Origin of the sequence: Actinoplanes sp. NPDC000266 (assembly GCF_042899005.1) — a bacterium.
GTDB lineage: Bacteria > Actinomycetota > Actinomycetes > Mycobacteriales > Micromonosporaceae > Actinoplanes.
Window position 1 is genome coordinate 85626 of the sequence record NZ_JBIAZI010000022.1, and the last position, 23095, is coordinate 108720.

Consider the following 23095-nt stretch of genomic DNA (forward strand, 5'->3'; position numbering starts at 1 on the left):
TCCAGGGTACGCGGTTATGACTGGAGATCCGCCGCCGCCCGGTCGAGGTCGGTGGCCAGCACGTCCTCCCGGAAAGCACACAATTGCAGCGTCATCCGGGCGGCCCCGCGCTCGCCGACGACCAGCCGAGTGGGGGTCCCATGGTCGGACAGGTCGCCGACCAGGGCGTCCAGCAGCCGTACGCCGGCGCTGTCGAGGAAAGAGACAGTGGTGAGGTCGATGAGCACCTTGCCGGCCGACTGCACCCGCTTGACGATCGCCTTGCCGATCTCGGGGGCGTTGGCCAGGTCGATCTCGCCGGTGAGGCTGACCAGCTCGGCATCGCCGAATTTCGAGAACTTGACCCATTGATCGGTCACTCGTCGTCCTCCCCGCGGCGCCGCCTCATCGTGACCGTGGTGCCGTCGCTGCGGTCGAACAGCACCTGGTCCATCGACTCCCTGATCAGCTGGAGGCCCCGGCCCCGGGAGACGTCGCCGAGCGGGCCGCGCCACGTGCCGCGGTCGGTGACGCGCACCTCGACCGCGTCCTCGGTCACCGTCGCGACCACGTCGATCATGCCGAACGGGTCGTCCCGGTAGCCGTGCTCGATGGCGTTGGCCACCGCCTCGGAGCAGGCCAGCAGCACCGCGTCGCGGCCCTCGGGACCGACGCCGTGCGCCACCAGCCAGGTCCGCAGGTCGGCCCGGAGCAGCGCGATCTGCATGCGGTCGGCGCCGATGGTGCGCTCGATGCGCTCCTCGGTGCCGAGCGTCAGGCAGAGCATGCAGACGTCGTCGGCGTGGTCCTTGCCGACCAGGGTGTCGGCCAGCCCGGCGGCCAGGCCCTGGAGCGGTGCGTCGCGCCGCCGCGCGTACTCGCGGGCGAGGATCTCGAAGCCCTTGTCGATGCTGCGGCTGCGCCGCTCGATCAGGCCGTCGGTGTAGAGCAGCATGCGGCTGCCGGCGGGCAGCCGGCGACGGTGTTCGGTCCGGCTCATGTTGCCGGCCCGGCTGCCGATCGGCGCCGAGCGCGCGTCCATCAGGAACTCGGGTGAGCCGGCCGGCTGGAGGAGCAGCGGGGGCAGATGACCGGCGCAGCAGTACGCCATCTCGCCGGTGGCCAGGTCGATCTCGGCGTACGCCACCGTGGCCATCCGGGCCGCCTCGACCCGCTCGCAGAACCGGTCGAGGCCCTCGATCAGCCGGGCCGGCCCGTCCTCGTTCGAGGCGAGGGCGCGGACCGCGCTGCGCAGCTGGCCCATCGTGGTGGCGGCGTCGATGCCCCGGCCCACCACGTCGCCGACCACCACGGCCAGCTTGTCGGCGTTGATCTGGAACACGTCGTACCAGTCGCCGCCGACCTCGAGGTCCTGCGCCGCGGCCTGATAGAAGGTCTCGACCGCGAAGCGGTTGTCGCCGCTGGGCAGGTCGCCGGCGAGCAGGCTGCGCTGGAGCGTGCGGGCGATCTGCCGCTCCTGCTCGTAGAGCCGGGCGTTCTCCAGCGCCAGCCCGGCCCGGTCGGCCAGGTCGGACAGGAAGGCCCGCTCGGCCGCGGCGTCGCGCCGGTCGGGCGCCATCCGCAGCGCCAGTGTGCCCAGCACCAGCCCGCGGGCGGTCAGCGGCAGCACCGAGCAGTCGAGCGCGTCGTCCTCGCCCGGGAAGATCGGCTCGCCGCTCGCGGCCACCTTGCCCAGGCGTTTCTGGAGCAGCTCGGCGTCCGGCGCCGGGCTGCCCTTGGGCTCCTCGAGCGGCACGGCGCCGACCTGGAGGCGCACCTCGGCCCAGTCGGCGATCTCGGGCACGAGCCGGTCGAGCAGCCGCCGGATGCGGGGCTGGAGACGGTAGACCTCGTCGAGCGCGCCGGTCGTCTCGGCCAGGAACTGGCTGCGCTCCTCGCGGCGGCGGACGTCGTCGTAGAGCCGGGCCCGGTCGAGCGCCTGACCGGCCTGCTGGCCGAGCAGCCGGACCACGCGCAGCTCGCCGTCGCTGAGCTTGTGCTCGCCCTTGAAGCTGAACGCGAGCACGCCCAGCGTGACGATGCCGGCCTGCTCGTCGGTCGGACCTGTGGTCAAGGGCAACAATACGACAGTGTTGCGCCCGGACCGCCGCATCGAGTCGACCAGGTCGGGGAAGTGCTCCTTGGCCTCGGTGATCGAGCCCACCACGTGCAGGTCGCCGCGCTCGGCGACCCGGGCCACGGCGCGCGGCGACGAGCGCGGCATGTCGTCCCAGTTGCCGGTGGTCGGGTCGGTCGAGGCCACGGCCACGATCTGGTCGCGCTCGACGTCGACCAGATAGATGCTGCTGCTGGCGGCGCCGAAGGCGGCCTCGGGCGCGCGCACCACCGACTCGGCCACCTCGGCCTCGGTCGGCGCGGCCGACAGGTCGGCCACTATCTGCTGGAGCACCCGGACGCGGCGCTCGGACGCCTCGGCGATGTTGCGGGCGAGCAGCAGCTCCTTCTCGTACTGCCGCCGCTCGGTCGCGTTGAAGATCATCGTGCGGATCGCGCGCGGCTGTTTCGCCTCGTCGCGGCCCAGCGTCGAGTTCACGAGGGTCGGCAGCTGGCGGCCGTCGGCGCAGACCACGTCGAAGGCCAGCTCGTGCACCTCGTCCTGCATGCGCAGCAGCGGGGCGTAATGGGTCTCGTGGTAGATCTGCCCGCCGGAGCTCAGCAGATCACGGAAGCGCCGGTGACCGACCAGCTCGCCGCGCGTATATCCCGTCCAGGTCAGGAAGGTCTGGTTGACCCGGACGATGGTGCCGTCGGGAAGCGTGGTCAGGTACCCGCACGGCGCGTGCTCGTACAGGTCGTCGGGGTCTTCGTCCCAGGGCAGCCGCAACTCCTGCGTCACGTCCGGCCCACCAGAGTCACTCACGGTCCGCTTCTTACAGCCAGGCCTTCATGGCGTCGATCGTCTCGTCCGGGGCGCTCAGATTGGGGCAGTGGCCCGTGGCGTTCAGCCGCACCAGGGTGCTGCCGGCCGTGTGCTTGTGAACGTAGTCGCCGACGATGTCGGGAGCGATCACATCATCCGAGCATTGCAGGATCAAGGCGGGGGTACGCAGTTTGAGCAGATCATCGCGGTTGTCGGACAGGAACGTGACCCGCGCGAACTTCTTGGCGATCTCGGGATCGGTGCGGCAGAAGCTGTTGGTCAGCTCCTCGCCCAGCTCCGGCCGGTCCGGATTGCCCATGATCACCGGCGCCATCGTGCTCGACCAGCCGAGGTAGTTGCTGTCGAGCGAGTCGAGCAGGGACTCGATGTCGGCGCGCTGGAAACCGCCCACGTAGTCCTCGGTGGGCTCGTTGATGTACCGCGGCGACGGGCCGACCAGCACCAGCTTGGCGAACCGCTCGGGCTCCTTGACGGCGGCGAGCACGCCGATCATGGCGCTCACCGAGTGACCGACGAACACCACGTCCCACAGGTCGTTCTCGTGCAGGATCTCGAGGATGTCGTCGGCGTAGCCGCTGAGGGTCGAATAGCGATCGTCGTCGTACGCCGACAGGTCGGACTTGCCGTTGCCGACGTGGTCGAAGAGGACGAGCCGATAGTTGTCCGCGAAGGCCGGAGCGACGAGGCGCCACATGTTCTGGTCGCAGCCATAGCCATGTGCGAACACCATCGGCTGACCGGTGCCGTTGCCGGTCAACGTGACGGCGTTTCTCTGTGTCGTTCTCATGTCCCGGTAACCATACGGCTCCAGAGCGTTCCGCACATCGCCCTGGTTGTCCGGCATTTGCATCCGGATTCGACTTCGTACGGTTCGAGGGAGTGGCGAACCGCATTTAACCTGGGACAAGACCCCTCGCCGGAGATCACGGCCGGCAGCGAAGGAGATCGAGGAGATGGACGGCCAGCAGCCGGGCGACAGCACGCCGGCGGCCGGGATGCCCGACCCGACCACAATCGCGGACGGCGCGGAACCCTCCACGGTGGACGCGCCGGCCCGCTGGAGCGGGTCCGCGGCCGTGGTGCCACCCGAGCCGAGGAAGCGGTGGTGGCAGCGCGACACGGAACCGGAGGACGACCGCCTGTCCACTCCGGCCGTCGACCCGTGGGCCGAGTACGACACTCCGCTCGATCCGTTCCCGGCGGTCCCCGAGTCACCGATGCCGCCAACCCGGGTCGAGGCCCCGCCCCACATCGAGGCCCCGCCCCCGACGCGCGTCGAGCCCCCGTCGCCGACGACGGCCGAGCCGCCGCAGCCGCCCACCTTCACGAGCCGGCCCCCGATCGCGGCCCCGCCCAGCCCGGTCCCGCCACCCTCGGCGACAGGCCCGCACCCGGCCGACCCGCACCCGGCTAACCCGTACCCGGCCAGCCCGCACCCGGTAACCGGCCCGCCGCTGCCGCCCAAGCCCGGCAAGCAGAGCAGGCGGGAGCGCAAGGCAGCCCAGCGCCAGGCAGCCCAGCGCCAGGCCGTGGCACCGAGGCCGCCGACAGGCCCACCGCCGAGGCCACAGTCGCGGCCGCAGCCGGGCCCGCGGGCCGGTGGATCGCTGCCCGCGCCGCCGCCGTGGGCGCCGCGCCCGGTGGCCCGCCCGCTGCCGCCGCCGCGCCGCAAGCGCCGGTGGGGACGCCGTCTGGCGCTGTTCAGCCTGCTCAGCGTGGCCTGCTGCTGCGGCGTGCCGTTCGGCGCCTACCAGCTCTCGTCCGCCCAATATCCGGTCACCGCCGTGCTGCCCGAGTCCTTCGCCGACCTTCAGCTGCGCGACACCCAGGACACCGGGTCCGGCAGCTTCGCCGGCGAGTACAAGGACGACCGCGGCAAGCGGGTCACCGTCTTCGGCATGACCGGCTTCCGCCTCACGCCCGGCAGTGACGTCGGCGCCCACCTGGAGCAGGTCGCCGACGAATACAAGCTCTCCGACGTGCGGGACTTCGACCTCGGCGAGTTCGGCGCGCACGAGAGCTGCGGCGTCGGCCGCGACGACGGCTCGACGGTCGTGGTCTGTGCCTGGGCCGACCACGGCAGCCTGGCCACCGTACTGCTCACCCGCCGCTCGATCCAGGACAGCGCCGACCTCGTCGCCCGCCTCCGTGAAGCCGTACTGACGAAGAGTTAGGCCTTCTTGGGGGCGTAGCGGGGCACGTACTCCTGGCCGGTCAGCTTTTGAATCTCGGCCATCACCTCGTCGGTGAGCTCGCGCAGCGAGGTGCGGTCGTCCGAGCGGCCCGCCGGGTCGATCGGCTTGCCGAACTTGAGGGTGACCGAGCCGCCGCGCAGGCGGGGCGTCGGATAGGGCTGGCCGATCGGCTGCACCTCTTCGGTGCCGAGGCAGCCGACCGGGATGATCGGCACACCGGCCGCGAGCGCGAGCCGGGCCGCGCCCGTACGCCCGCGGTAGAGCTTGCCGTCGGGCGAGCGCGTGCCCTCCGGATAGACGACCACCGCGTCGCCGCCCTTGAGCACCGGGATCGCGCCGTCGAAGGCGGCCAGCGCGGCCCGCCCACCGGCCCGCTCGACCCGCACGGCGCCCAGGCCGTTGAGCAGGTTGCGGGTGAACCAGCCGCTGAGGCCGGTGCCGTCGAAGTAATCGGACTTGGCCCAGAAGCAGAGGTGCCGCGGCACGACCGCGCCGATGAAGAGCTCGTCGGCCACCGACAGGTGGTTGCTGGCGAAGATCACTCCGCCCGTCCTCGGCACGTGCTCGAGGCCCTCGACACGCGGTCGCCAGCCGATCTTCAGCGCATTGCCGACGGTGAATTTGCCGATCGTATAGAGCAGCGGCAACGGGGGTTCCTCCGGAACGGGGTGGTGCGAAAACGGTGGGGGGCGGCTGTGAGGGTAGCGGACGTCACCAGGGAAGTCCCTGTCGAGCTTGCCGACGGACCCGGACATTCACCGTAGAAGGGATGAAATGTCCGGGTCCGGTCGCTAGTTTCACAGCTTAGTGCGCTCGGGTCACCGAGACCGTCACCTGTTCGCCGTCGCCGACCTCACCTGCGAAACCACCCACATCGCCGGCGAACGTGAGCGCGGTGGCCAGTGTCTCCCCGGCCACGAAGTCCCGGTGCGCCTCGACCGCCGCCTGGACCGGCGCCGAGGCCGAGACCACCAGCGCGATGCGGTCCGAGACGTCCAGGCCGGCGTCGCGCCGGGCCTGCTGCACGACCCGGATCACGTCCCGGGCCAGCCCTTCGGCCGCGAGTTCGGGGGTCACCGCCGTGTCGAGCACGACGACTCCCCCGTCCGCCGGCAGCGGCGCCGAGTTCTCGACGTCGGAGGCGACCTGCTTCAGCTCGTACTCGCCCTCCTGGAGGGTCACCCCGGCCGCAACCGGCGCGCCGTCGACCAGCTCCCACTCGCCGGCCTTGACCGCCTTGATCACCTGCTGGACCTGCTTGCCGAGGCGCGGCCCCAGGGCTCGGGGCACGACGGTCAAGACCTTCTGGCTGTACGCCGTCACGTCCTCCGTGAAGACGACCTCCTTCACGTTGACCTCGTCCGCGAGCAGGTCGGCGAAGCCGGACAGGGCCGGCGCCCGCCCGGTGGCCACGGTGAGCCGGGCCAGCGGCAGCCGCACCCGCAGGGCGCGAGCCTTGCGCAGCGACAGCGCGGCCGAGGCCACGTCGCGGATCGCGTCCATCGACGCGACGAGGTCGTGGTCGGCCGGCAGCGCGGCGGCCGAGGGCCAGTCGGTCAGGTGCACCGAGCGGCCACCGGTGAGCCCACGCCAGATCTCCTCCGCGGTCAGCGGCGCCAGCGGCGCCACCACCCGGCACACCGTCTCGAGGACGGTGGCCAGGGTGTCGAACGCGTCCCGATCACCGGCCCAGAAGCGGTCCCGCGAGCGGCGGACGTACCAGTTGGTCAGCGCGTCGAGATAGGACCGGACCGAACCCGCCGCGCCCGAGATGTCGTACTCGTCCATCTGCCGCTGCACGTCGGTGACCAGCTCGCCGGTCTTGGCCAGGATGTAGCGGTCCAGCAGGTGCTGCGAGTCGGTCCGGAAGGTCGCCTCGTGGCCCGACGCGTTCGCGTAGAGGCTGAAGAAGTACCAGACGTTCCAGAGCGGCAGCAGCACCTGGCGGACCGAGTCGCGGATGGCCACCTCGGTGACGGCCATGTCGCCACCGCGGAGCACCGGCGACGACATGAGCATCCAGCGCATGGCGTCCGAGCCGTACGAGTCGAAGACCTTGTAGACGTCCGGGTAGTTCCGCAGCGACTTGGACATCTTGCGCCCGTCCTCGCCGAGCAGGATGCCGTGGCTGAGGCAGTTGCGGAACGCGGGCCGGTCGAACAGGGCCGTGGCCAGCACGTGCATGGTGTAGAACCAGCCGCGGGTCTGGCCGATGTATTCGACGATGAAGTCGCCCGGGTAGTGGTGCTCGAACCAGTCCTTGTTCTCGAACGGGTAGTGCACCTGGGCGAACGGCATCGACCCGGACTCGAACCAGCAGTCGAGCACCTCGGGCACGCGGCGCATGACCGACTTGCCGGTCGGGTCGTCCGGGTTGGGGCGGGTCAGCTCGTCGACGTACGGCCGGTGAAGGTCCTTGACCTTGACCCCGAAGTCACGCTCCAGCTCCTCGTAGGAGCCGTAGACGTCCACCCGCGGATAGTTCGGGTCGTCGGATTTCCAGGCCGGGATCGGCGAGCCCCAGAACCGGTTGCGGGAGATCGACCAGTCGCGGGCGTTGGCCAGCCACTTGCCGAACGAGCCGTCCTTGATGTGCGAGGGCGTCCAGGTGATCTCCTGGTTGAGCTCGACCATGCGGTCGCGGAACTTGGTGACCGCGACGAACCAGGACGACACCGCCTTGTAGACGAGCGGGGTGTCGCAGCGCCAGCAGTGCGGGTACGAGTGCGTGTAGCCCTCGTGCCGCAGGACGACGCCACGCTCCTTCAGAACCGCGATGATCGGCTTGTTGGCGTCGAAGACCTGCACGCCCTGCCACTCGGGCACGAGCGAGGTGAACCGGGTGTGGTCATCGACGGTCACCACGGTCGGGATGCCGGCCGCGTTGCAGACGTTCTGGTCGTCCTCACCGAACGCCGGCGCCTGGTGGACGACGCCGGTGCCGTCCTCGTCGGTCACGTAGTCGGCCGCGAGGACCTGGAACGCGTTGGGCCCGCCCGCCTCGACCAGGAAGTCGAACAGCGGCGTGTACCGACGCCCGGCCAGCTCACTGCCGAGGACCGTGCCGACCTGCTCCCAGCCCTCCAGTTCCTTGGCGTAGGCGGCCACCCGCGACGCGCCGAGGATGAGCTTCTCGCCCTCCTTTTCCAGCACTGCGTACTCGATGCCGGGTCCGACCGCGAGCGCGAGGTTGGAGGGCAGCGTCCACGGCGTGGTGGTCCAGACCGCGATCTTCTCGCCGGTCTCCAGGCGAAACGTCACCGTCAGGGCCGGGTCGGTGCGGTCGCGGTAGACGTCGTCCATGCGCGTCTCGGTGTTCGACAGCGGGGTCTCACACCGGAAGCAGTACGCCAGGACGCGGAAGCCCTCGTACACCAGGCCCTTGTCGTGCAGGGTCTTGAACGCCCACATGACCGATTCCATGTAGGCCGGGTCGAGCGTCTTGTAGTCGTTCTCGAAATCGACCCACCGGGCCTGCCGGGTGACGTAGCGCTCCCAGTCCTTGGTGTACGCCAGCACGGACGTACGGCAGGCCTCGTTGAACTTGTCGATGCCGAGCTCGACGATCTGGGCCTTGGTGGTGATGCCGAGCTGCTTCTCGGCCTCGACCTCGGCCGGCAGCCCGTGGGTGTCCCAGCCGAAGCGCCGCTCGACGTGCCTGCCCCGCATGGCCTGATAGCGCGGCACCAGGTCCTTCACGTAGCCGGTGAACAGGTGCCCGTAGTGCGGCAGGCCGTTGGCGAACGGCGGGCCGTCGTAGAAGACGTACTCGTTGGCGCCGTCCTCCCCGGCCGGGCGCTGGTCGACGGAGGCCTCGAAGGTCTTGTCCGCCTCCCAGTGGTCGAGGACCGCGCGCTCGACCGCGGGCAGATCCGGGCTCGCCGGGACGCCCGTGGCGTCGGTGTGCTGGGGATAGGCCATCGGTGGTCCTCCAACAGTCGTCTGGACTGCGAGGACGAGCTCCACGCCCGCGGTACCACCTCGCTTGACGGTCTTGACGACCGCCCGCTCATTCCTGCCCGGTTCTAATGAGGCTTTGACAAGCCCGTTCTTCCGGAGGCTCCCCGGTGATGGCCGGATCGTCGCCCTTGTGCAAGACAACGATACCGGCCGTCACCGGATCCCAACTACCGCATTACCTCCAGGGTGGTCGACCAGAGCGACTTACCGTCCCGGTCACGCAGGTGGACCGTGAAAGCGCCGGTCCGCCCGTCGATCTCCACCTCGCCGAAGTGCTGGAACCCGGACGCGGGCGACGTATTGGCCACCGGCGGGGCGTTGACGAAGACGGTCTGGGGGCCGAAGGTGCCGTCGAGCGCGTTCGGCCCGAACGCGCCGGCGTGGGCCGGACCCGAGACGAACTCCCAGAACGGCGTGAAGTCCTGCACGGCGGCCCGGGCCGGGTCGTAGTGGTGGGCCGCGGTGTAGTGCACGTCGGCGGTCAGGAAGACGATGCCGGAGACCCGGTGCCGGTGCGCCTCCCGCAGCACCTGGGCGAACTCCAGCTCGCGGCCCAACGGCCGGCCCGGGTCGCCCTGGGCCACGCCCTCCTGCGCGGCCGCGCCGTCCGGCACCACCAGCCCGATCGGCAGGTCGTTGGCGATGATCTTCCAGGTCGCCCGCGACTCGCGCAGGCCGCGGATCAGCCATTCGCGCTGCTTCGCGCCGAGCAGGCCGCGCTTCGGGTCGGCGTACGTGTTGCCGTCGTTGACGTCCTTGTAGGTGCGCATGTCGAGCACGAAGACGTCCAGCAGCGGCCCGTACGAGATCTTGCGGTAGACCGGGCCTTGGCCCGCCGGCGTCGGGACCCATTCGTGGTACGCCTGATGGGCCCGCCCGGCCAGCACGTCGACCCGCTTCTCGGTGTACCGGGCGTCGTCCAGGATCTCCCCCGGATACCAGTTGTTGGTGACCTCGTGGTCGTCCCACTGGTTGAGCTGCGGCACCTCGGCCGCGAACGCCTTGTAGGCCGGGTCGAGCAGGTTGTACGCGTACTGGCCGCGGTACTCGTCCAGGGTCTCGGCGACCTTGAGCTTCTCCTCGGTCACCACGTTGCGCCAGACCCGCCCGTCGGGCAGCGTCACGCTCTCGGCCAGCGGTCCGTCGGCGTACACGGTGTCGCCGCTGTGCAGCAGGAAGTCCGGCCTCCGCCGCCGCATCGATTCGAAGATCTTCAGTCCGCCGTACGCCGGGTCGATGCCCCAGCCCTGTCCGACCACATCACCGGTCCAGACGAACCGGATGTCCTCGCGGCGGACCGGCGCGGTCGTGAACGAGCCGGTCAGCGGCGCGCTGAACAGGCCCGGCCGGTCCAGGCTCTCGGCACGCACGCGGTAGTGCAGCTTGCTGCCGGCGGGCAGGTGGCCCAGCCTCAGCTTGCCGGTCAGGCCGGTGTCCGGGGTGAGGATCGGGCCGCGGACCACCCGGGAGCCGCGGAAGTCGGTACGGCGGCTGACCTGGACCCAGAGCCGCCCGGGCCGGTCGGCCCGGCTCCAGACGACGGCCGAGCTCGCGGTGGCGTCGCCGCTCTGCACGCCGTGGGTGAGGACCGGGCGGGTGCCGGCCGAGGAGAACGCGGGCGCTTCGAACAGAACCCCGGCCACGCCGCCGGCGACGCCGGCGCGCAGGAGGTTCCGTCGGGACAGACTCGTCATAACCACGATGCCTATCGATCGGACATGGCCCACGGGTGGCCGTCTCCTAAAATCGGGTACGTGATCCGCATCGAGATCGATGAACCCACGCTGGCCCGCACCCGGATCGCGATCAGCCCGCTGACCGAGGCCGTGGTCAGCCTCTACCTGCTCCAGCGCCACCCTTCTCCGCCGTGGCCGTACGAGGGGTGGGCCCGCCGCGCCCGCGAGATCCTGCGGACCGATCCGGCCACCGCGCCGGCCACGCTGCACATGCGGCTGCCCTCGGTGTCGCCCGACTTTCTGGCGCCGCTGCCCACGTCACCGCTGCCGACGATCGAGGAGCAGCTCGACGAGCTTCGGGCCACTCCCGATGACGTGATCGACTTCGAGCTGGCCAAGCACTATCCGGACGGCGAGCTGCCTCCGCTCCTCCGGCCGTTCCGCGACGACCGGCGGGCCGCGCTGGCCCGGCTGGCCGACGGCATGCAGGCGTACTGGGACGCCGCGATCGCGCCCTACTGGCCGGCCATGCGGGCCGCGCTCGACGAGGAGGTGCTGCTGCGGGCCCGGGCGCTGGCCGCCGACGGGCCGGACGCGCTGCTGTCCCGGCTGCACGAGCGGATCCGCTGGGAACGGCCCGTGCTCACCCTGATCAAGCCGCTCGACCAGGAGATGGAGGCGGTCAACCAGCGTCTGCTGCTGGTCCCGCTGATCTTCTCGCGGGGCGCGCTGCTCTGCTCGGGCGACCACCCTTCGATCCAGATGGTCACCTACCAGTCGCGGGGCGCGGCGGTGCTGGCCGACAGTCCCGGCCCTCTGGCCGGCGCCGCCGAAGATCGACTGGCGGTGCTGCTGGGCCGAGGTCGAGCGGTCGTTCTGCGTGCTTTGACGACCCCGGCGACGACCACTGGCCTCGCGACCGCGCTCGGCCTGGCTCCGAGCACGGTCTCCGAGCACCTGTCGAACCTGCTGGCGGCCGGGGTCGTCCACCGCCGCCGGGCCGGGCGCCGGGTGCTCTACGAGCTCGAGCCGGCCGGAGTGGCGCTCGTCAATCTCCTTGGCGGGGATTCGGCCGCGACCGAATTCGTTTCCTAGACCGCCCGCGCTTCCCTACCGTCTCGGGACATGGGGAGCGACTACGCCATCGAGGCGGACGATCTACGCCGGACCTACCGGGCGCGGACGGGCTGGCTCAAGCCCAAGCGCACGCAGGTCGAGGCCGTCCGCGGTGTGACCTTCGAGGTCGGCCGCGGCGAGCTGTTCGGCCTGCTCGGGCCGAACGGCGCCGGCAAGACCACCACCATCAAGATGCTCAACACCCTGCTCATCCCGAGCTCGGGCACGGCCCGGGTGGGCGGGTTCGACGTGGTCAAGCAGACCAGGGAGGTACGCCGGCGCATCGGCTACGTCTTCGGCGGCGACCGCGGTCTCTACGACCGGCTGTCCGCCCTGGACAACCTGCGGTACTTCGCCGAGCTGTACGGGGTGGCGCCCCGCGAGCAGAAGCGCCGCATCGCCGAGCTGCTCGACCTGGTCGGCCTGGCCGGGCGCGAGCGCGAGCGGGTCGAGGGATACTCGCGCGGCATGCGCCAGCGGCTGCACATCGCCCGGGGGCTGCTGCACTCGCCCGACGTGCTGTTCCTGGACGAGCCGTCGATCGGCGTCGACCCGGTGGCCGCGCGCGAGCTGCGCCGCACGGTCGGCGACCTCGCCGCGACCGGCACCACGGTGCTGCTGACCACGCACTACATGGCCGAGGCGGACGAGCTCTGCGACCGGATCGCGGTCATCTCGGACGGGCGCATCCAGGCCCTGGGCACCCCGGCCGAGCTGCGGAAACACGCGGACGGTTTCCGGGTGGTGGAGGTCGAGGCGTACGGCGTCCCGGACACCGCGGTCGACACGTTGCGCGGTCTTCCGGGCGTACGGGAAACCGCAGTTGAAGTCAAAGGCTCCTTGCAGTTGCTGACCGTGCACTCGGACGCCCACGTGGACGTGCAGGGCGACGTGCTGCGCGAGCTGGCCGGCATCCGCCTCGGCCGCGTGAACAGCCGCGAACCCACGCTCGAGGACGCGTACGTGGCGATCGTGAGCGCGGCATGAACACTCTCCGTCTGCTCACGGTGGGGACGCTGCTGCACGCCAAGCAGATCAGCCGGTCACCCTTCGAGGTGGCGATCGCCCTGGTCGTGCCGGTCGTGCAGGCCACGCTCGCGGTCTACCTGTTCCGCTCCGGCGGCGAGCAGCACCGCCTGCTCGAGGCCGCGGTCGGCGCCGGCGTGATGGGCGTCTGGTCGTCGGTGCTCTTCGGCTCCGGCGGCGCCATCCAGAACCAGCGCTGGCAGGGCACCCTCGAAATGATCATGTTGGCGCCGCGCCGGCCGGCCCTGGTCGTCCTGCCGATCACCATCGCCACCGGCGTCACCGGGACCTACGCTCTGCTCGCGACGCTCGCCTGGGGCCGGTTGCTGTACGGCATCAGGCTCGACTTCGCCCATCCGGTCGCCTTCGTGGTGGCGGCGGTGGTGTGCGTGATCGGGCTCGGCATGTTCGGCCTGCTCCTGGCCGCGACGTTCGTGCTCATGCGCAACGCCAACGCGCTCGCCAACACGCTCGAATATCCGGTCTGGCTGGTCTCCGGCATGCTCGTGCCGATCACCGTGCTGCCGGCCTGGACCGTGCCGGTCGCGGCGATCCTGCCGACCACGTGGGGCGCCCGGGCGCTGCGCGAGGCCACCAGTGGCGGGCCGGTCTGGCCGTCGGTGGCGCTCTGCCTCGCGATCAGCCTCGCCTGCCTGCTGATCGGCTTTTTCGTCATGGGACACGTCGAACGCCGCGCTCGCGCGGCCGCGACCCTGGCGCTCGCATGAAGACGATCAGACTGATGACCGTGGGCGGGACGATCGCCTATCGCGCGCTGTTCAACTGGACCACGCCGGGCATGTTCGTCGGCACGCTGCTGGTCGGGCCGCTGTTCCAGCTGCTGTTCTTCGCCTATCTGGGCCGCCAGTTGCAGGTGGCCGACGACCGCTTCTACATCGTCGGGAACGCGGTGCTGACGGCGTCGCTGGCCTGCGTGTTCGGCGGGACGATGGCGGTGGCGAACGAGCGGCGCTTCGGCACGCTCGGGCATGTGCTGCTCTCGCCTCGAAGCCGGACCGCGATCTTCTGGGGGCGCGTTCTGCCGTACGCCGGAAACGGTCTTCTGATCGCCGTCGTGACGCTCTCGGTCGGCGCGCTGCTCCTCGGGCTGCGCATCCCCGTGTCGGCGCTGCCGGGGCTGTTCCTGTCCATGGCGGTCGGGTCGCTGGCCTGCGGGTTCTTCGGGTTGACGCTGGGCGCGCTCGGGCTGCGGTTCCGCGACGTGTGGGTGGTGTCGAACGTCGCCGTGGCGCTGTTGCTGCTGCTCACCGGCGTCAACGTGCCCGCCTCGGGCCTGCCCGGCTGGATGGTGGCGGTCGGCCAGTGGCTGCCGATCACGCACGCGGCGTCCGCGGCCCGCTCGTTCGCGGCCGGGGACGGATTCGCGGCGGCCGCGCCCGCGCTGGGCCGGGAACTGCTGGTCGGCGCCGTCTACGCGGCCGCGGCCGTCATCCTGCTGAAGATCTTCGAGACCGAGTCGCGTCGGCGCGCCAGCCTCGACACGCTCTGACCAGCGGCTGGTCTCGCTCAGCGGCTGGTCTCGCTCAGCGGCTGGTCTCGCTCAGCGGCTGGTCTCGCTCAGCGGCTGGGGAACCAGAGGTCGATCTCGCGCTTCGCGCTCTCCGGTGAGTCGGAGGCGTGCACGAGGTTTTCCCGGTTGGAGAGCGAGAAGTCACCACGGACCGTGCCGGCGGCCGCCTTGCGGCCGTCGGTCGCGCCGATCATGGCCCGGACCACGTCGATGACCTCGTCGCCGCTGAGGATCAGCGCGGCCAGCGGGCCCGAGGTCATGAACTCCTTGAGCGGCGGGTAGAACGCCTTGTCCACGTGGTCGGCGTAATGCTGGTCGGCCAGGGCCGCGTCCATGGTGCGCAGCTCCAGCGCCTCGATGACCAAGCCCTTGCGCTCGAAGCGGGAGAGCACCTCGCCGAGCAGTCCGCGACGGACGGCGTCGGGCTTGATGAGCACGAGCGAACGCTCGGTGTTGCTGGACACGGTGTTTCTCCTTTGAAGCAAAGCGCGACACGCGGGAGGTTCAGCCTATCGGTACCGGGAATCCGGCAAGCGACAACGCCGGACCTGCCGCACTTTCCCTCCGGTGGCGCCGGGCAATAACCTGACGGTAACGAGCGGGAGGTCCACATTGGCAAACCAGACCGGCCGTCCGATCGCACCGGCACGGAAGCTGGTGGCGGCGGTAGCGGGAACGATCGCGGTCTTCGTGGTGGCGCTGGGGCTCGGCATGCCGAGCATGGGCGTCGTCATATTCGGCATCGTCCTGCTCGTCCTCGCGGTCGCGCTCGGCTCCGTCAATGTGGTGCGCCGCGGCGCCCGGGCCTGGGTGACGGGCACGGCCGAGGTCCGGTCGATCTCGCCGCCGCCCGCGTCGGCCGCGGTGTACGGCCGGGCCCGCATCATGGCGGTGGTGGTCGCCCCCGGCCTGCCCACCTCCGAGGTGGAGATCAACGAGTCGAAGGTCCCGGTCGTCAAGTGGCCCGCCCCCGGCGACACGCTGCCCATCACGGTCGACGTCGACGACATGCGCCGCGTCCGGATCAACTGGGACGACGCCGTGCCCGGCGCCCGCGGCGAAGATCCGCCCCCGCCGGCCATGCCCGACTACGACGACTACGAGGCCCAGGCCGACGACGACACCGGCCTGCTCGACGACTTCGAGCCCCCGCCGTGGAAGACCCGCGACCGCCAGTGGGGCCGGGGCCCCGACGAGCCACCGCCCCCGCCGCCGCCGTCGGCCTCACCGCCCCCGCCGGCCCTGGACGACACCCAGGTCGTGGTCCGCGACACCCCAGCCGGCCCGGTGGTCGAGGGCGAGTTCGTCGACCACGACGACACCCCGCAGACGTTGCCCCGCCGAGCCCAGAAGGCAGAGTCCGACACCCCCACGGTCGCCGCCACAGCCGGCGCCGCCGCCGCGGGCGCCGCGGCCGGAGCGGCCTCCACGCCGGGCACGCGCCGCCCCAGCCCACACCCCCACCGCAGCAGCACGGCCACGGCCACCGCCGACCCCGAGACCCGCACGACCACCACCCCCACGCAGCGCGAACCACACCCCGACGACGAGCTCCCCACCGACATCCCGCTGGACGAGCCGCCCGCACAGCCCCAGCGCCCCGAGCCGGTGCCGACGTCGGCCCCGGCCACACCGTCACCGGTGGGTTCGTTCCCCACCGCGCCGCCGCCGTCGACCCCACCACCCACGGCGCCCTCACCGTCGACCCCGCGCCCATCCGTCGACGACGAGATCGACCTCCCGCTGGACGCCAACCCCGAACCGGCCCCGGAGACGACCCCGCACGCCGCCGCCGCGCTACAAGACGACTTGATAGCCCCACCGGCCGAGACAATCCCCAATCGCCCCACCACCAGCGCCACCGCCGAGCCCGCCACCACCGGCCCTGCCACCACTGGCCCTGACGCCGCTGGCCCTGACGCCGCTGGCCCTGACGCCGCTGGCCCTGACGCCGCTGGCCCTGACGCCGCTGGCGCCGCCGCCGCTGGCGCTGCCACTGCCGGCGCTGCCACTGCCGGCGCTGCCACTGCCGACCGCGCCGCCGCCTATCCCGTCGCGGCACAGTCTGAAGCGCCGGCCCAGGCCCAGCCGGTGTCCGGCGAGACCGTCCCGGACCCGTCGGCCGAGCCCCGGACCGCCCCGATCCACGCCTCGACCCGCTTCGTCTCGAACGCGGCCCACGACGCCAGCGCACCTTCCCCCACCGAAAAGCCGTCCCCAACCTCGGACACCTCGGCTTTCTCCGGTCCCACGGCGTCCTCCGGCATGACGGACGAGGGCGTCGCCGCGGTCCCCTGGGAGCCGGAGCCCGGCCCCGAGCGGGACCCCGACCAGGACCCCGAGCCAGGCTCCGCTCGAATCGCCGCCGTTCCCGTGGCCGACGAGACCGGGACCGCCGAAGCCCGAACGCCGGAAGCCCCGCCCCAGCCCGAGCCGAAGCACGGCCTACTGGCCACCGCCGTCGGCGCCGTGGCCGCAGCCGCCGTGGCGGCCGTGAAGAAGGCCGGCAAACACGACCAGGACCGCGACGACCAGCCCACCGGCGACCGTCCCACCGACGAACCCGCCACAGCGCACAGCGCCGCAGACCCAACCGGCGAACCCGCCACACCACATACCGCCGCAGGCCCTACCAGCGAACCCGCCACAGCGCACAGCGCCGCAGGCCCAGCCGGCGAACCCGCCACACCACATACCGCCGCAGGCCCAGCCGGGGAACGCGCCACAAGCAGCACCACCGCCGGCGCGCCTGCCGCGGCGACCGCTGCTGTGGGTGCGGCTACCGTTCCCGAGCCGCCGGGCGCCCGCCCGCCCGCTCCCGCCGCGGCGGCCGCGGCCACGATCCCGGACGGCCCAGAAGACCCGGCGGACCGGCCCGCCGCCGTTCCCGTGTCGTTCGGCGGCGCTTCCGAGCAGCACGGCGCTCGGACGAGCGTGGATGTCGAGGAGACTTCGGCGCCCCGGCCCCATGCCCCGAGTCCCGCGGCAGCCGCTCTGGCCGAAGCCGCGGCCGCCGCTGCGGCCGCCGGTGGGGCCGGCAAGAGCCCCTGGGCCGGGCTGGGTGGTACCCGCGAGCCCGACGAGAGCGCGGCCGACCTCATCACCGCCTATCCGAGTGCTCGGCCCGGGCCCGCCGGGGCCATTCACGGCGTGGGGATCACCGTGCTGGTCACCGATCTGGGGCGGTCGATCGGGTTCTACCGGGACACGCTCGGGTTCTACGAGATCGACCATGGGGAGGGCAGCGCCGTGCTGGCCTCCGGTGACACCCGGCTGGTGCTGCGCACCGTGCACGGGCTGTCGGCCGAGGCAGGGCGGCTGATCTACCTGAACCTCGAGGTCGGTGATGTCGAGGCCGTCTACGAGGAGCTACGCGCCAAAGGCGTCGAGTTCGTGCACGCTCCCCGGCCGGTCAACCGGGGTGACCGGCTGGAGCTGTGGTCGGCGTCCTTCCGCGACCCGGACGACCACAACATCGCCATCACCCAGTGGCGGGCCATCCACTGAGTGCCCGGGTCGGCCCGGTCAGAGCAGACCGGGCCGGCCGAGGATCGTGCGGCGGACGGTGAGGGCGTAGATCCAGGCCGCACCGAAGATCAGGCCGAGGATGGCCAGCGAGTAGTGGAAGAAGCCGCTGGCCGCCAGCAGGATCTGCAGGACCAGGCCGGCCGGCCAGGCCCACGAGCGCTTCATCATTCCGGACAGGGCGATGGCCAGCACGGCCAGGCCGATCACCGACGCGATGCCCCAGCCGGTCAGGTTGCCGCCCATGATGCGGATCGGCTGGATGGCCAGCAACAGGATGATGGCCTCCATGACGAGCGTGCCGGCGCCCATGCCCCGTACGGCCGCCTGGGGATTCTTGAGCCCCGACCTAGGGGTCTGCTCAGAGGTCATCGCTTCAGCAGCTTCCGGGCGTCCGCGACCGTGACCACCGAGCCGGTGACCAGCACCCCGACGCCGCTCAGCTCGCCCGACGTGTCCTCCTCGGCCAGCACCACGGCCTCCTCGATCGCGTCCGGCATGTTCTGCGCCACGGTGACCCTGTCCTCGCCGAAGATCTCCGACGCGATCTGCGCCAGCTCGTCGACCGGCATCGACCGGGGCGAGCTGTTCTGCGTCACCACGATCCGCGCCGCCGCCGGCTCCAGCAGGTCGAGCAGGCCCGAGACGTCCTTGTCGGCGAAGACCGCGACCACCGCCACCAGGTGCCGGAAGGCGAACTCCTCCTCCAGCGCGGTCACCGTCGCCGCCATGCCGTGCGGGTTGTGTGCCCCGTCCAGCAGGATCGCCGGCGCGCTCCGGACCCGCTCCAGCCGGCCCGGGGAGTCGACCTGGGCGAAGCCCTCACGGACCAGTTCGAGCTCGAGCTGCTTGCCCTTGCCGGCGCCGAGGAACGCCTCGACCGCGGCCAGGGCCATCGCCGCGTTCTGCGCCTGGTGGGCGCCGAACAGCGGCAGGAAGATCTCGTCGTACACCCCGCCCAGCCCCTGAAGGGTGAGCACCTGGCCGCCGACGGCCTGGGTCCGCTCGACCACGCCGAACTCGCGGCCCTCGCGGGCCAGGGTCGCGCCCATCTCGGCCGTGCGCTCGAGGATGGGCCGCATGGCCTCCTCGGTCTGCACCGCCGTGATCACGGTCGCGCCCTTGTGGATGATGCCGGCCTTGGCCCAGGCGATGTCCTCGATGGTGTCGCCCAGCCACTCGGTGTGGTCGAGCCCGATCGGTGTCATCACGCAGATGCCGGCGTCGATGACGTTGGTCGCGTCCTCCTCACCGCCGAGCCCGACCTCGACGACCGCGATGTCGACCGGCGCGTCCGCGAACGCGGCGTACGCCATGGCGGTGGTCATGTCGAAGTAGGTCAGCGGCTCCGAGTTCCGCGCGTCGATGAGATCAGACAAAGGGCTGATTTCGTCGTACGTCGCGGCCAGTCGCTCCTCGGAGATCGGCTCTCCGTCGAGGCTGATCCGCTCGCGAACCGTCTCCAGATGCGGGCTCGTGTACCGGCCGGTGTGCAGGCCGTGCGCCCGCAGCACCGCGTCGATCATGCGGGCCGTGCTGGTCTTGCCGTTGGTGCCGGTCAGGTGGATCGCCGGAAAGGCGCGCTGAGGGCTGCCCAGCACGTCCATGAGGTCCCGGATCTTCTGCATGTCGAACGCCATGCGGGTGAAGCCGCGCCCGTCGAGCGCGGCCACCACCTCTTCGTACGTGCTCATGATGTAGGCAACGCTGAGAGGGCGGCCGCAATTCGCGTGAGGTCGGCCTCAGCCGTACTCAAGCGGTCTTTGATCTTCGCCACGACCTGTTCCGGCGCCTTGCCGACGAACGACTCGTTGCCGAGCTTGGCCCGGCACTGCGCCGCCTCCTTCTCGGCCGCCGCGCGGTCCTTCTCGAGCCGGGCCCGCTCGGCCGCGACGTCGATCGCGCCCCGCGTGTCCAGGTCGACCGTGATCGCGCCGGACACCGCGAGCGTCGCCGTCGCCGTGAAGTCGGCCGCCGGCCGGTCGAGCCGGGCCAGCGAGCGGATCAGCGGCTCGTGCGTGTCGATGCCGACGTTGCCCAGGCCGGTGAGCGCCGCGCTGACCCGCTGGCTCGGCTTGAGCCCCTGGTCGGAACGGAACCGCCGGACCTCGGTGACCACCTTCTGCAGGGCGGCCAGCTCCTCCTCGGCGGCGTCGTCGATCCGCGCCGGATCGGCCACCGGCCACTCGGCCCGGGTGACCGTCTCGCCGTTGGTGAGCGCGATCCACAGCTCCTCGGTGACGAACGGGATGACCGGGTGCAGCAGGCGCAGCAGCTGGTCGAGCACGTGGCCGAGCACCCGCTTGGTCGTCTCGCCGCCCTCGGCGAGGACCGGCTTCGAGAGCTCCAGGTACCAGTCGCAGACGTCGTCCCAGGCGAAGTGGTAGAGCGTGTCGCAGATCTTCGCGTACTCGTACGTCTCGAAGTACTGGTCGACCTCGCCGATGACGTGCTGCAGGCGCGACAGGATCCACTTGTCGATCGCCGACAGCTCCGACTGCTCAGGCAGCGGCCCCTCGACCGTGGCCCCGTTCATCAGGGCGAAGCGGGTCGCGTTCCACAGCTTGTTGCAGAAGTTGCGCGAACCCTGGCACCACTCCTCGCTGATCGGCACGTCGGAGCCGGGGTTGGCGCCGCGGGCCAGCGTGAAGCGGGTGGCGTCGGCGCCGTACCGCTCGATCCAGTCGAGCGGGTCGACCACGTTGCCGAAGCTCTTCGACATCTTCTTGCCGTGGCCGTCGCGGACCATGCCGTGCAGGTTGACCACGTCGAACGGCTGGACGCCGTCCATGGCGTACAACCCGAACATCATCATCCGGGCGACCCAGAAGAAGAGGATGTCGTAGCCGGTGACCAGGACGCTGGTCGGATAGAACTTCTCGAGTTCGGCCGTACGCTCGGGCCAGCCCATGGTCGAGAAGGGCCACAGCGCCGACGAGAACCACGTGTCGAGCACGTCCTCGTCCTGCTTCCAGCCCTCACCGGTCGGCGCCTCGTCGTCGGGGCCGACGCAGACGACCTCACCGTCGGGCCCGTACCAGACCGGGATGCGGTGACCCCACCACAGCTGACGCGAGATGCACCAGTCGTGCATGTTGTCGACCCACGCGAAGTAGCGCTTGGACAGCTCGGCCGGCTCGATGGTGACCCGGCCGTCGCGCACCGCGTCGCCGGCCGCCTGGGCCAGCGGCGTGGTGTTGACGAACCACTGGAGCGACAGCCGCGGCTCGACGGTGGTCTTGCAGCGCGAGCAGTGGCCGACCGAGTGCAGGTAGGGCCGCTTCTCGGCGACGATCCGGCCCTCTTCGCGCAGCGCGGCGACGATGGCGGGCCGGGCCTCGTAACGGTCGAGCCCCTCGAACGGGCCGTGCACGGTGACGACCGCGCGCTCGTCCATCATGGTGATGCTGGGCAGGTTGTGCCGCTGGCCGATCTCGAAGTCGTTCGGGTCGTGGGCCGGGGTCACCTTGACCGCGCCGGTGCCGAACGAGGGGTCGACGTGCTCGTCGGCCACGATCGGGATGCGCCGCCCGGTGAGCGGCAGCTCGACCTCGGTGCCGATCAGGTGTTTGTACCGCTCGTCGTCCGGGTGGACGGCCACGGCGGTGTCACCGAGCATGGTCTCGGCCCGGGTGGTGGCCACGACGATCGCGTTCTCGCCCTCGCCGTACCGGATCGAGACGAGCTCGCCCTCGTCGTCGGTGTGCTCGACCTCGATGTCGCTGAGCGCGGTGAGACAGCGCGGACACCAGTTGATGATGCGGTTGGCCCGGTAGATGAGCCCGTCGTCGTACAACCGCTTGAAGATCGTCTGCACGGCCCGCGACAGGCCCTCGTCCATGGTGAACCGCTCACGCGACCAGTCGACGGAGTCGCCGAGCCGGCGCATCTGCCCGAGGATCGCGCCACCGGACTGCGCCTTCCACTCCCAGACCTTCTCCACGAACTTCTCGCGCCCGAGGTCGTGCCGGGACAGCTGCTGCGAGGCGAGCTGACGCTCGACGACGTTCTGCGTGGCGATGCCGGCGTGGTCCATGCCGGGCAGCCACAGAACCTCGTAGCCGCGCATGCGCTTGAGGCGGGCCAGCGTGTCCTGGATGGTGTGGTCGAGCGCGTGCCCGACATGCAGCGATCCGGTCACGTTGGGCGGCGGGATGACGATGGAGAACGGCGGCTTGTCGCTCTTGGGGTCCGCGGTGAAGTAGCCCTCCGATACCCACTTCTCGTACCGCCGCTGCTCTACCTCGCCCGGCTGGTACTGGGCTGAGAGGCCACCAGTGGGCCGGCTGTCGGGGGTGCGGGTCTCGGTCGCATCGGTCACCCGACAAGTCTACGGATGTCGCAGAGCAACTCCGAATTCGCACCACCCACTGGCGACCGGGATTGCTAGGCTCGCCGGATGTCCGATTCCGGCTCCGCCGAGTCTCACCCGATCGACATCGGCACTGTCGACCGCCCTCCTGCTTCTCTCGCCGAGGAGGCCGATCCCCCGCGCCGGCGTCTGCCGGTACGCCGCATCGCCATCGGCGCGGTGCTTGCGGTGGGTTTGGCGGGTGCGGTTGCTTTCGGCCGTACGGGCTGGCAGATCTACACGGAGAAGGACGCCACCCTCTCCACGCCCGCCCAGATCGGCGAGCTCCGCCTGGACGACAGCGCCTCGGGCAAGGAGACGGCCGAATACCTGTCGACGGCCCTGTCCGCGGACGTCGAGCTGGACAAGGCGGTGGGCGCGGTCTACCGCGACACCACCGAGAAGAACGTGCTCTTCCTGGGCGGCACCGGCCTGTTCTGGACCCCGTCGAACGACCTGGAGACGGCCTTCGGCTTGATCTCCGACGCCGAGGGCGCCGTGACCGGCCTGCACGACGTCGACGCCGGCCCGCTGGGCGGCACCATGAAGTGCGGCTCGACGAAGACCGACGAGGGAGAGCTGACCGTCTGCGGCTGGGCCGACCACGGCAGCTTGGCCATGGCGATGTTCCCCAGCCGTACGGAGCCGGAAGCCGCCCCGCTTCTCCGCGAGATCCGCTCCACCGTCCAGAAACGCTGAACTCGGCCGGCCCTTTCTGGGCCGGCTCATTCAAAAAGACCCGGAAACGACAGTAGGCCCACCCCGAAGGGTGGGCCTACTGTTTCACGTTGAGTCCGGCGGCGTCCTACTCTCCCACACCCTCCCGAGTGCAGT

At 71.0% G+C, this 23095-nt stretch carries 17 protein-coding genes; 7 read left to right on the plus strand and 10 right to left on the minus strand.

What is annotated here, in order from left to right; all coding sequences use genetic code 11:
- Nucleotides 1–14: 14 nt before the first annotated feature.
- From ACFY36_RS50160 to ACFY36_RS50170, 3 genes are read right to left on the minus strand one after another with little or no spacing between them, the layout of a single operon-like run.
- On the minus strand, nt 15–359 hold the full coding sequence (locus ACFY36_RS50160) for an STAS domain-containing protein (RefSeq protein WP_499753014.1): 345 nt from the start codon (nt 357–359) through the stop codon (nt 15–17).
- The gene (locus ACFY36_RS50165; RefSeq protein ID WP_499753015.1) at nt 356–2860 is read right to left on the minus strand and encodes a SpoIIE family protein phosphatase; all 2505 of its coding nucleotides are present in this window, start codon (nt 2858–2860) and stop codon (nt 356–358) included. The genes ACFY36_RS50160 and ACFY36_RS50165 overlap by 4 nt, the downstream gene beginning before the upstream one ends.
- A gap of 10 nt (nt 2861–2870) precedes the next feature.
- Complete coding sequence (locus ACFY36_RS50170; RefSeq protein ID WP_499753016.1) at nt 2871–3668, minus strand: alpha/beta fold hydrolase; 798 nt, start codon at nt 3666–3668, stop codon at nt 2871–2873.
- A 166-nt stretch (nt 3669–3834) separates the two neighbouring features.
- Between ACFY36_RS50170 and ACFY36_RS50175 the strand changes: the two genes are divergently transcribed.
- On the plus strand, nt 3835–5055 hold the full coding sequence (locus ACFY36_RS50175; RefSeq protein ID WP_499753017.1) for a hypothetical protein: 1221 nt from the start codon (nt 3835–3837) through the stop codon (nt 5053–5055).
- Here ACFY36_RS50175 and ACFY36_RS50180 read toward each other — a convergent pair.
- The 3 genes from ACFY36_RS50180 to ACFY36_RS50190 form a co-directional block, all read right to left on the minus strand.
- The gene (locus tag ACFY36_RS50180; RefSeq protein ID WP_498657653.1) at nt 5052–5723 is read right to left on the minus strand and encodes a lysophospholipid acyltransferase family protein; all 672 of its coding nucleotides are present in this window, start codon (nt 5721–5723) and stop codon (nt 5052–5054) included. The genes ACFY36_RS50175 and ACFY36_RS50180 overlap by 4 nt on opposite strands.
- Nucleotides 5724–5880: 157 nt before the next feature.
- Nucleotides 5881–8997, minus strand: a complete 3117-nt coding sequence (gene ileS, locus ACFY36_RS50185) for an isoleucine--tRNA ligase (protein ID WP_499753018.1) — start codon at nt 8995–8997, stop codon at nt 5881–5883.
- A 206-nt stretch (nt 8998–9203) separates the two neighbouring features.
- Nucleotides 9204–10730: an alkaline phosphatase D family protein gene (locus ACFY36_RS50190; protein ID WP_499753019.1), complete on the minus strand. Its 1527-nt coding sequence runs from the start codon at nt 10728–10730 to the stop codon at nt 9204–9206.
- Nucleotides 10731–10790: 60 nt separating this feature from the next.
- Here ACFY36_RS50190 and ACFY36_RS50195 point away from each other — a divergent pair, with 60 nt between their 5' ends.
- Genes ACFY36_RS50195 through ACFY36_RS50210 form a run of 4 tightly spaced genes read left to right on the plus strand, consistent with a single transcriptional unit; the run spans nt 10791 to nt 14364 of the window.
- Nucleotides 10791–11807 (plus strand): ArsR/SmtB family transcription factor, encoded by a 1017-nt coding sequence (locus tag ACFY36_RS50195; protein WP_499753020.1) that lies wholly within the window; start codon nt 10791–10793, stop codon nt 11805–11807.
- Between the two features lie 30 nt (nt 11808–11837).
- Nucleotides 11838–12815, plus strand: coding sequence for an ABC transporter ATP-binding protein (locus ACFY36_RS50200; protein ID WP_498695232.1), 978 nt, complete (start codon nt 11838–11840; stop codon nt 12813–12815).
- A complete protein-coding gene (locus tag ACFY36_RS50205; RefSeq protein WP_499753021.1) occupies nt 12812–13582 on the plus strand; it encodes an ABC transporter permease in 771 nt (256 codons plus the stop codon). Before ACFY36_RS50200 ends, ACFY36_RS50205 begins: the two co-directional genes overlap by 4 nt.
- A complete protein-coding gene (locus tag ACFY36_RS50210; RefSeq protein ID WP_499753022.1) occupies nt 13579–14364 on the plus strand; it encodes an ABC transporter permease in 786 nt (261 codons plus the stop codon). The genes ACFY36_RS50205 and ACFY36_RS50210 overlap by 4 nt, the downstream gene beginning before the upstream one ends.
- A gap of 68 nt (nt 14365–14432) precedes the next feature.
- On the opposite strand, the gene ndk is transcribed toward ACFY36_RS50210, so the two are convergent.
- Nucleotides 14433–14849 (minus strand): nucleoside-diphosphate kinase, encoded by a 417-nt coding sequence (ndk, locus tag ACFY36_RS50215; protein ID WP_499753023.1) that lies wholly within the window; start codon nt 14847–14849, stop codon nt 14433–14435.
- A 193-nt stretch (nt 14850–15042) separates the two neighbouring features.
- Here ndk and ACFY36_RS50220 point away from each other — a divergent pair, with 193 nt between their 5' ends.
- Nucleotides 15043–17892, plus strand: coding sequence for a VOC family protein (locus tag ACFY36_RS50220; RefSeq protein ID WP_499753024.1), 2850 nt, complete (start codon nt 15043–15045; stop codon nt 17890–17892).
- An 18-nt stretch (nt 17893–17910) separates the two neighbouring features.
- Here ACFY36_RS50220 and ACFY36_RS50225 read toward each other — a convergent pair whose 3' ends face one another.
- The 3 genes from ACFY36_RS50225 to ACFY36_RS50235 are packed head-to-tail and all read right to left on the minus strand — an operon-like array spanning nt 17911 to nt 22231.
- Nucleotides 17911–18282: a DUF4233 domain-containing protein gene (locus tag ACFY36_RS50225; protein ID WP_499753025.1), complete on the minus strand. Its 372-nt coding sequence runs from the start codon at nt 18280–18282 to the stop codon at nt 17911–17913.
- Nucleotides 18279–19604, minus strand: a complete 1326-nt coding sequence (locus ACFY36_RS50230) for a bifunctional folylpolyglutamate synthase/dihydrofolate synthase (RefSeq protein WP_499753026.1) — start codon at nt 19602–19604, stop codon at nt 18279–18281. Before ACFY36_RS50230 ends, ACFY36_RS50225 begins: the two co-directional genes overlap by 4 nt.
- Nucleotides 19601–22231, minus strand: a complete 2631-nt coding sequence (locus ACFY36_RS50235; RefSeq protein ID WP_499753027.1) for a valine--tRNA ligase — start codon at nt 22229–22231, stop codon at nt 19601–19603. The genes ACFY36_RS50230 and ACFY36_RS50235 overlap by 4 nt, the downstream gene beginning before the upstream one ends.
- Nucleotides 22232–22309: 78 nt before the next feature.
- Here ACFY36_RS50235 and ACFY36_RS50240 point away from each other — a divergent pair, with 78 nt between their 5' ends.
- Entirely contained in the window at nt 22310–22960 is a 651-nt protein-coding gene (locus ACFY36_RS50240) for a hypothetical protein (RefSeq protein WP_499753028.1), read from the plus strand.
- Nucleotides 22961–23095 lie beyond the last annotated feature (135 nt).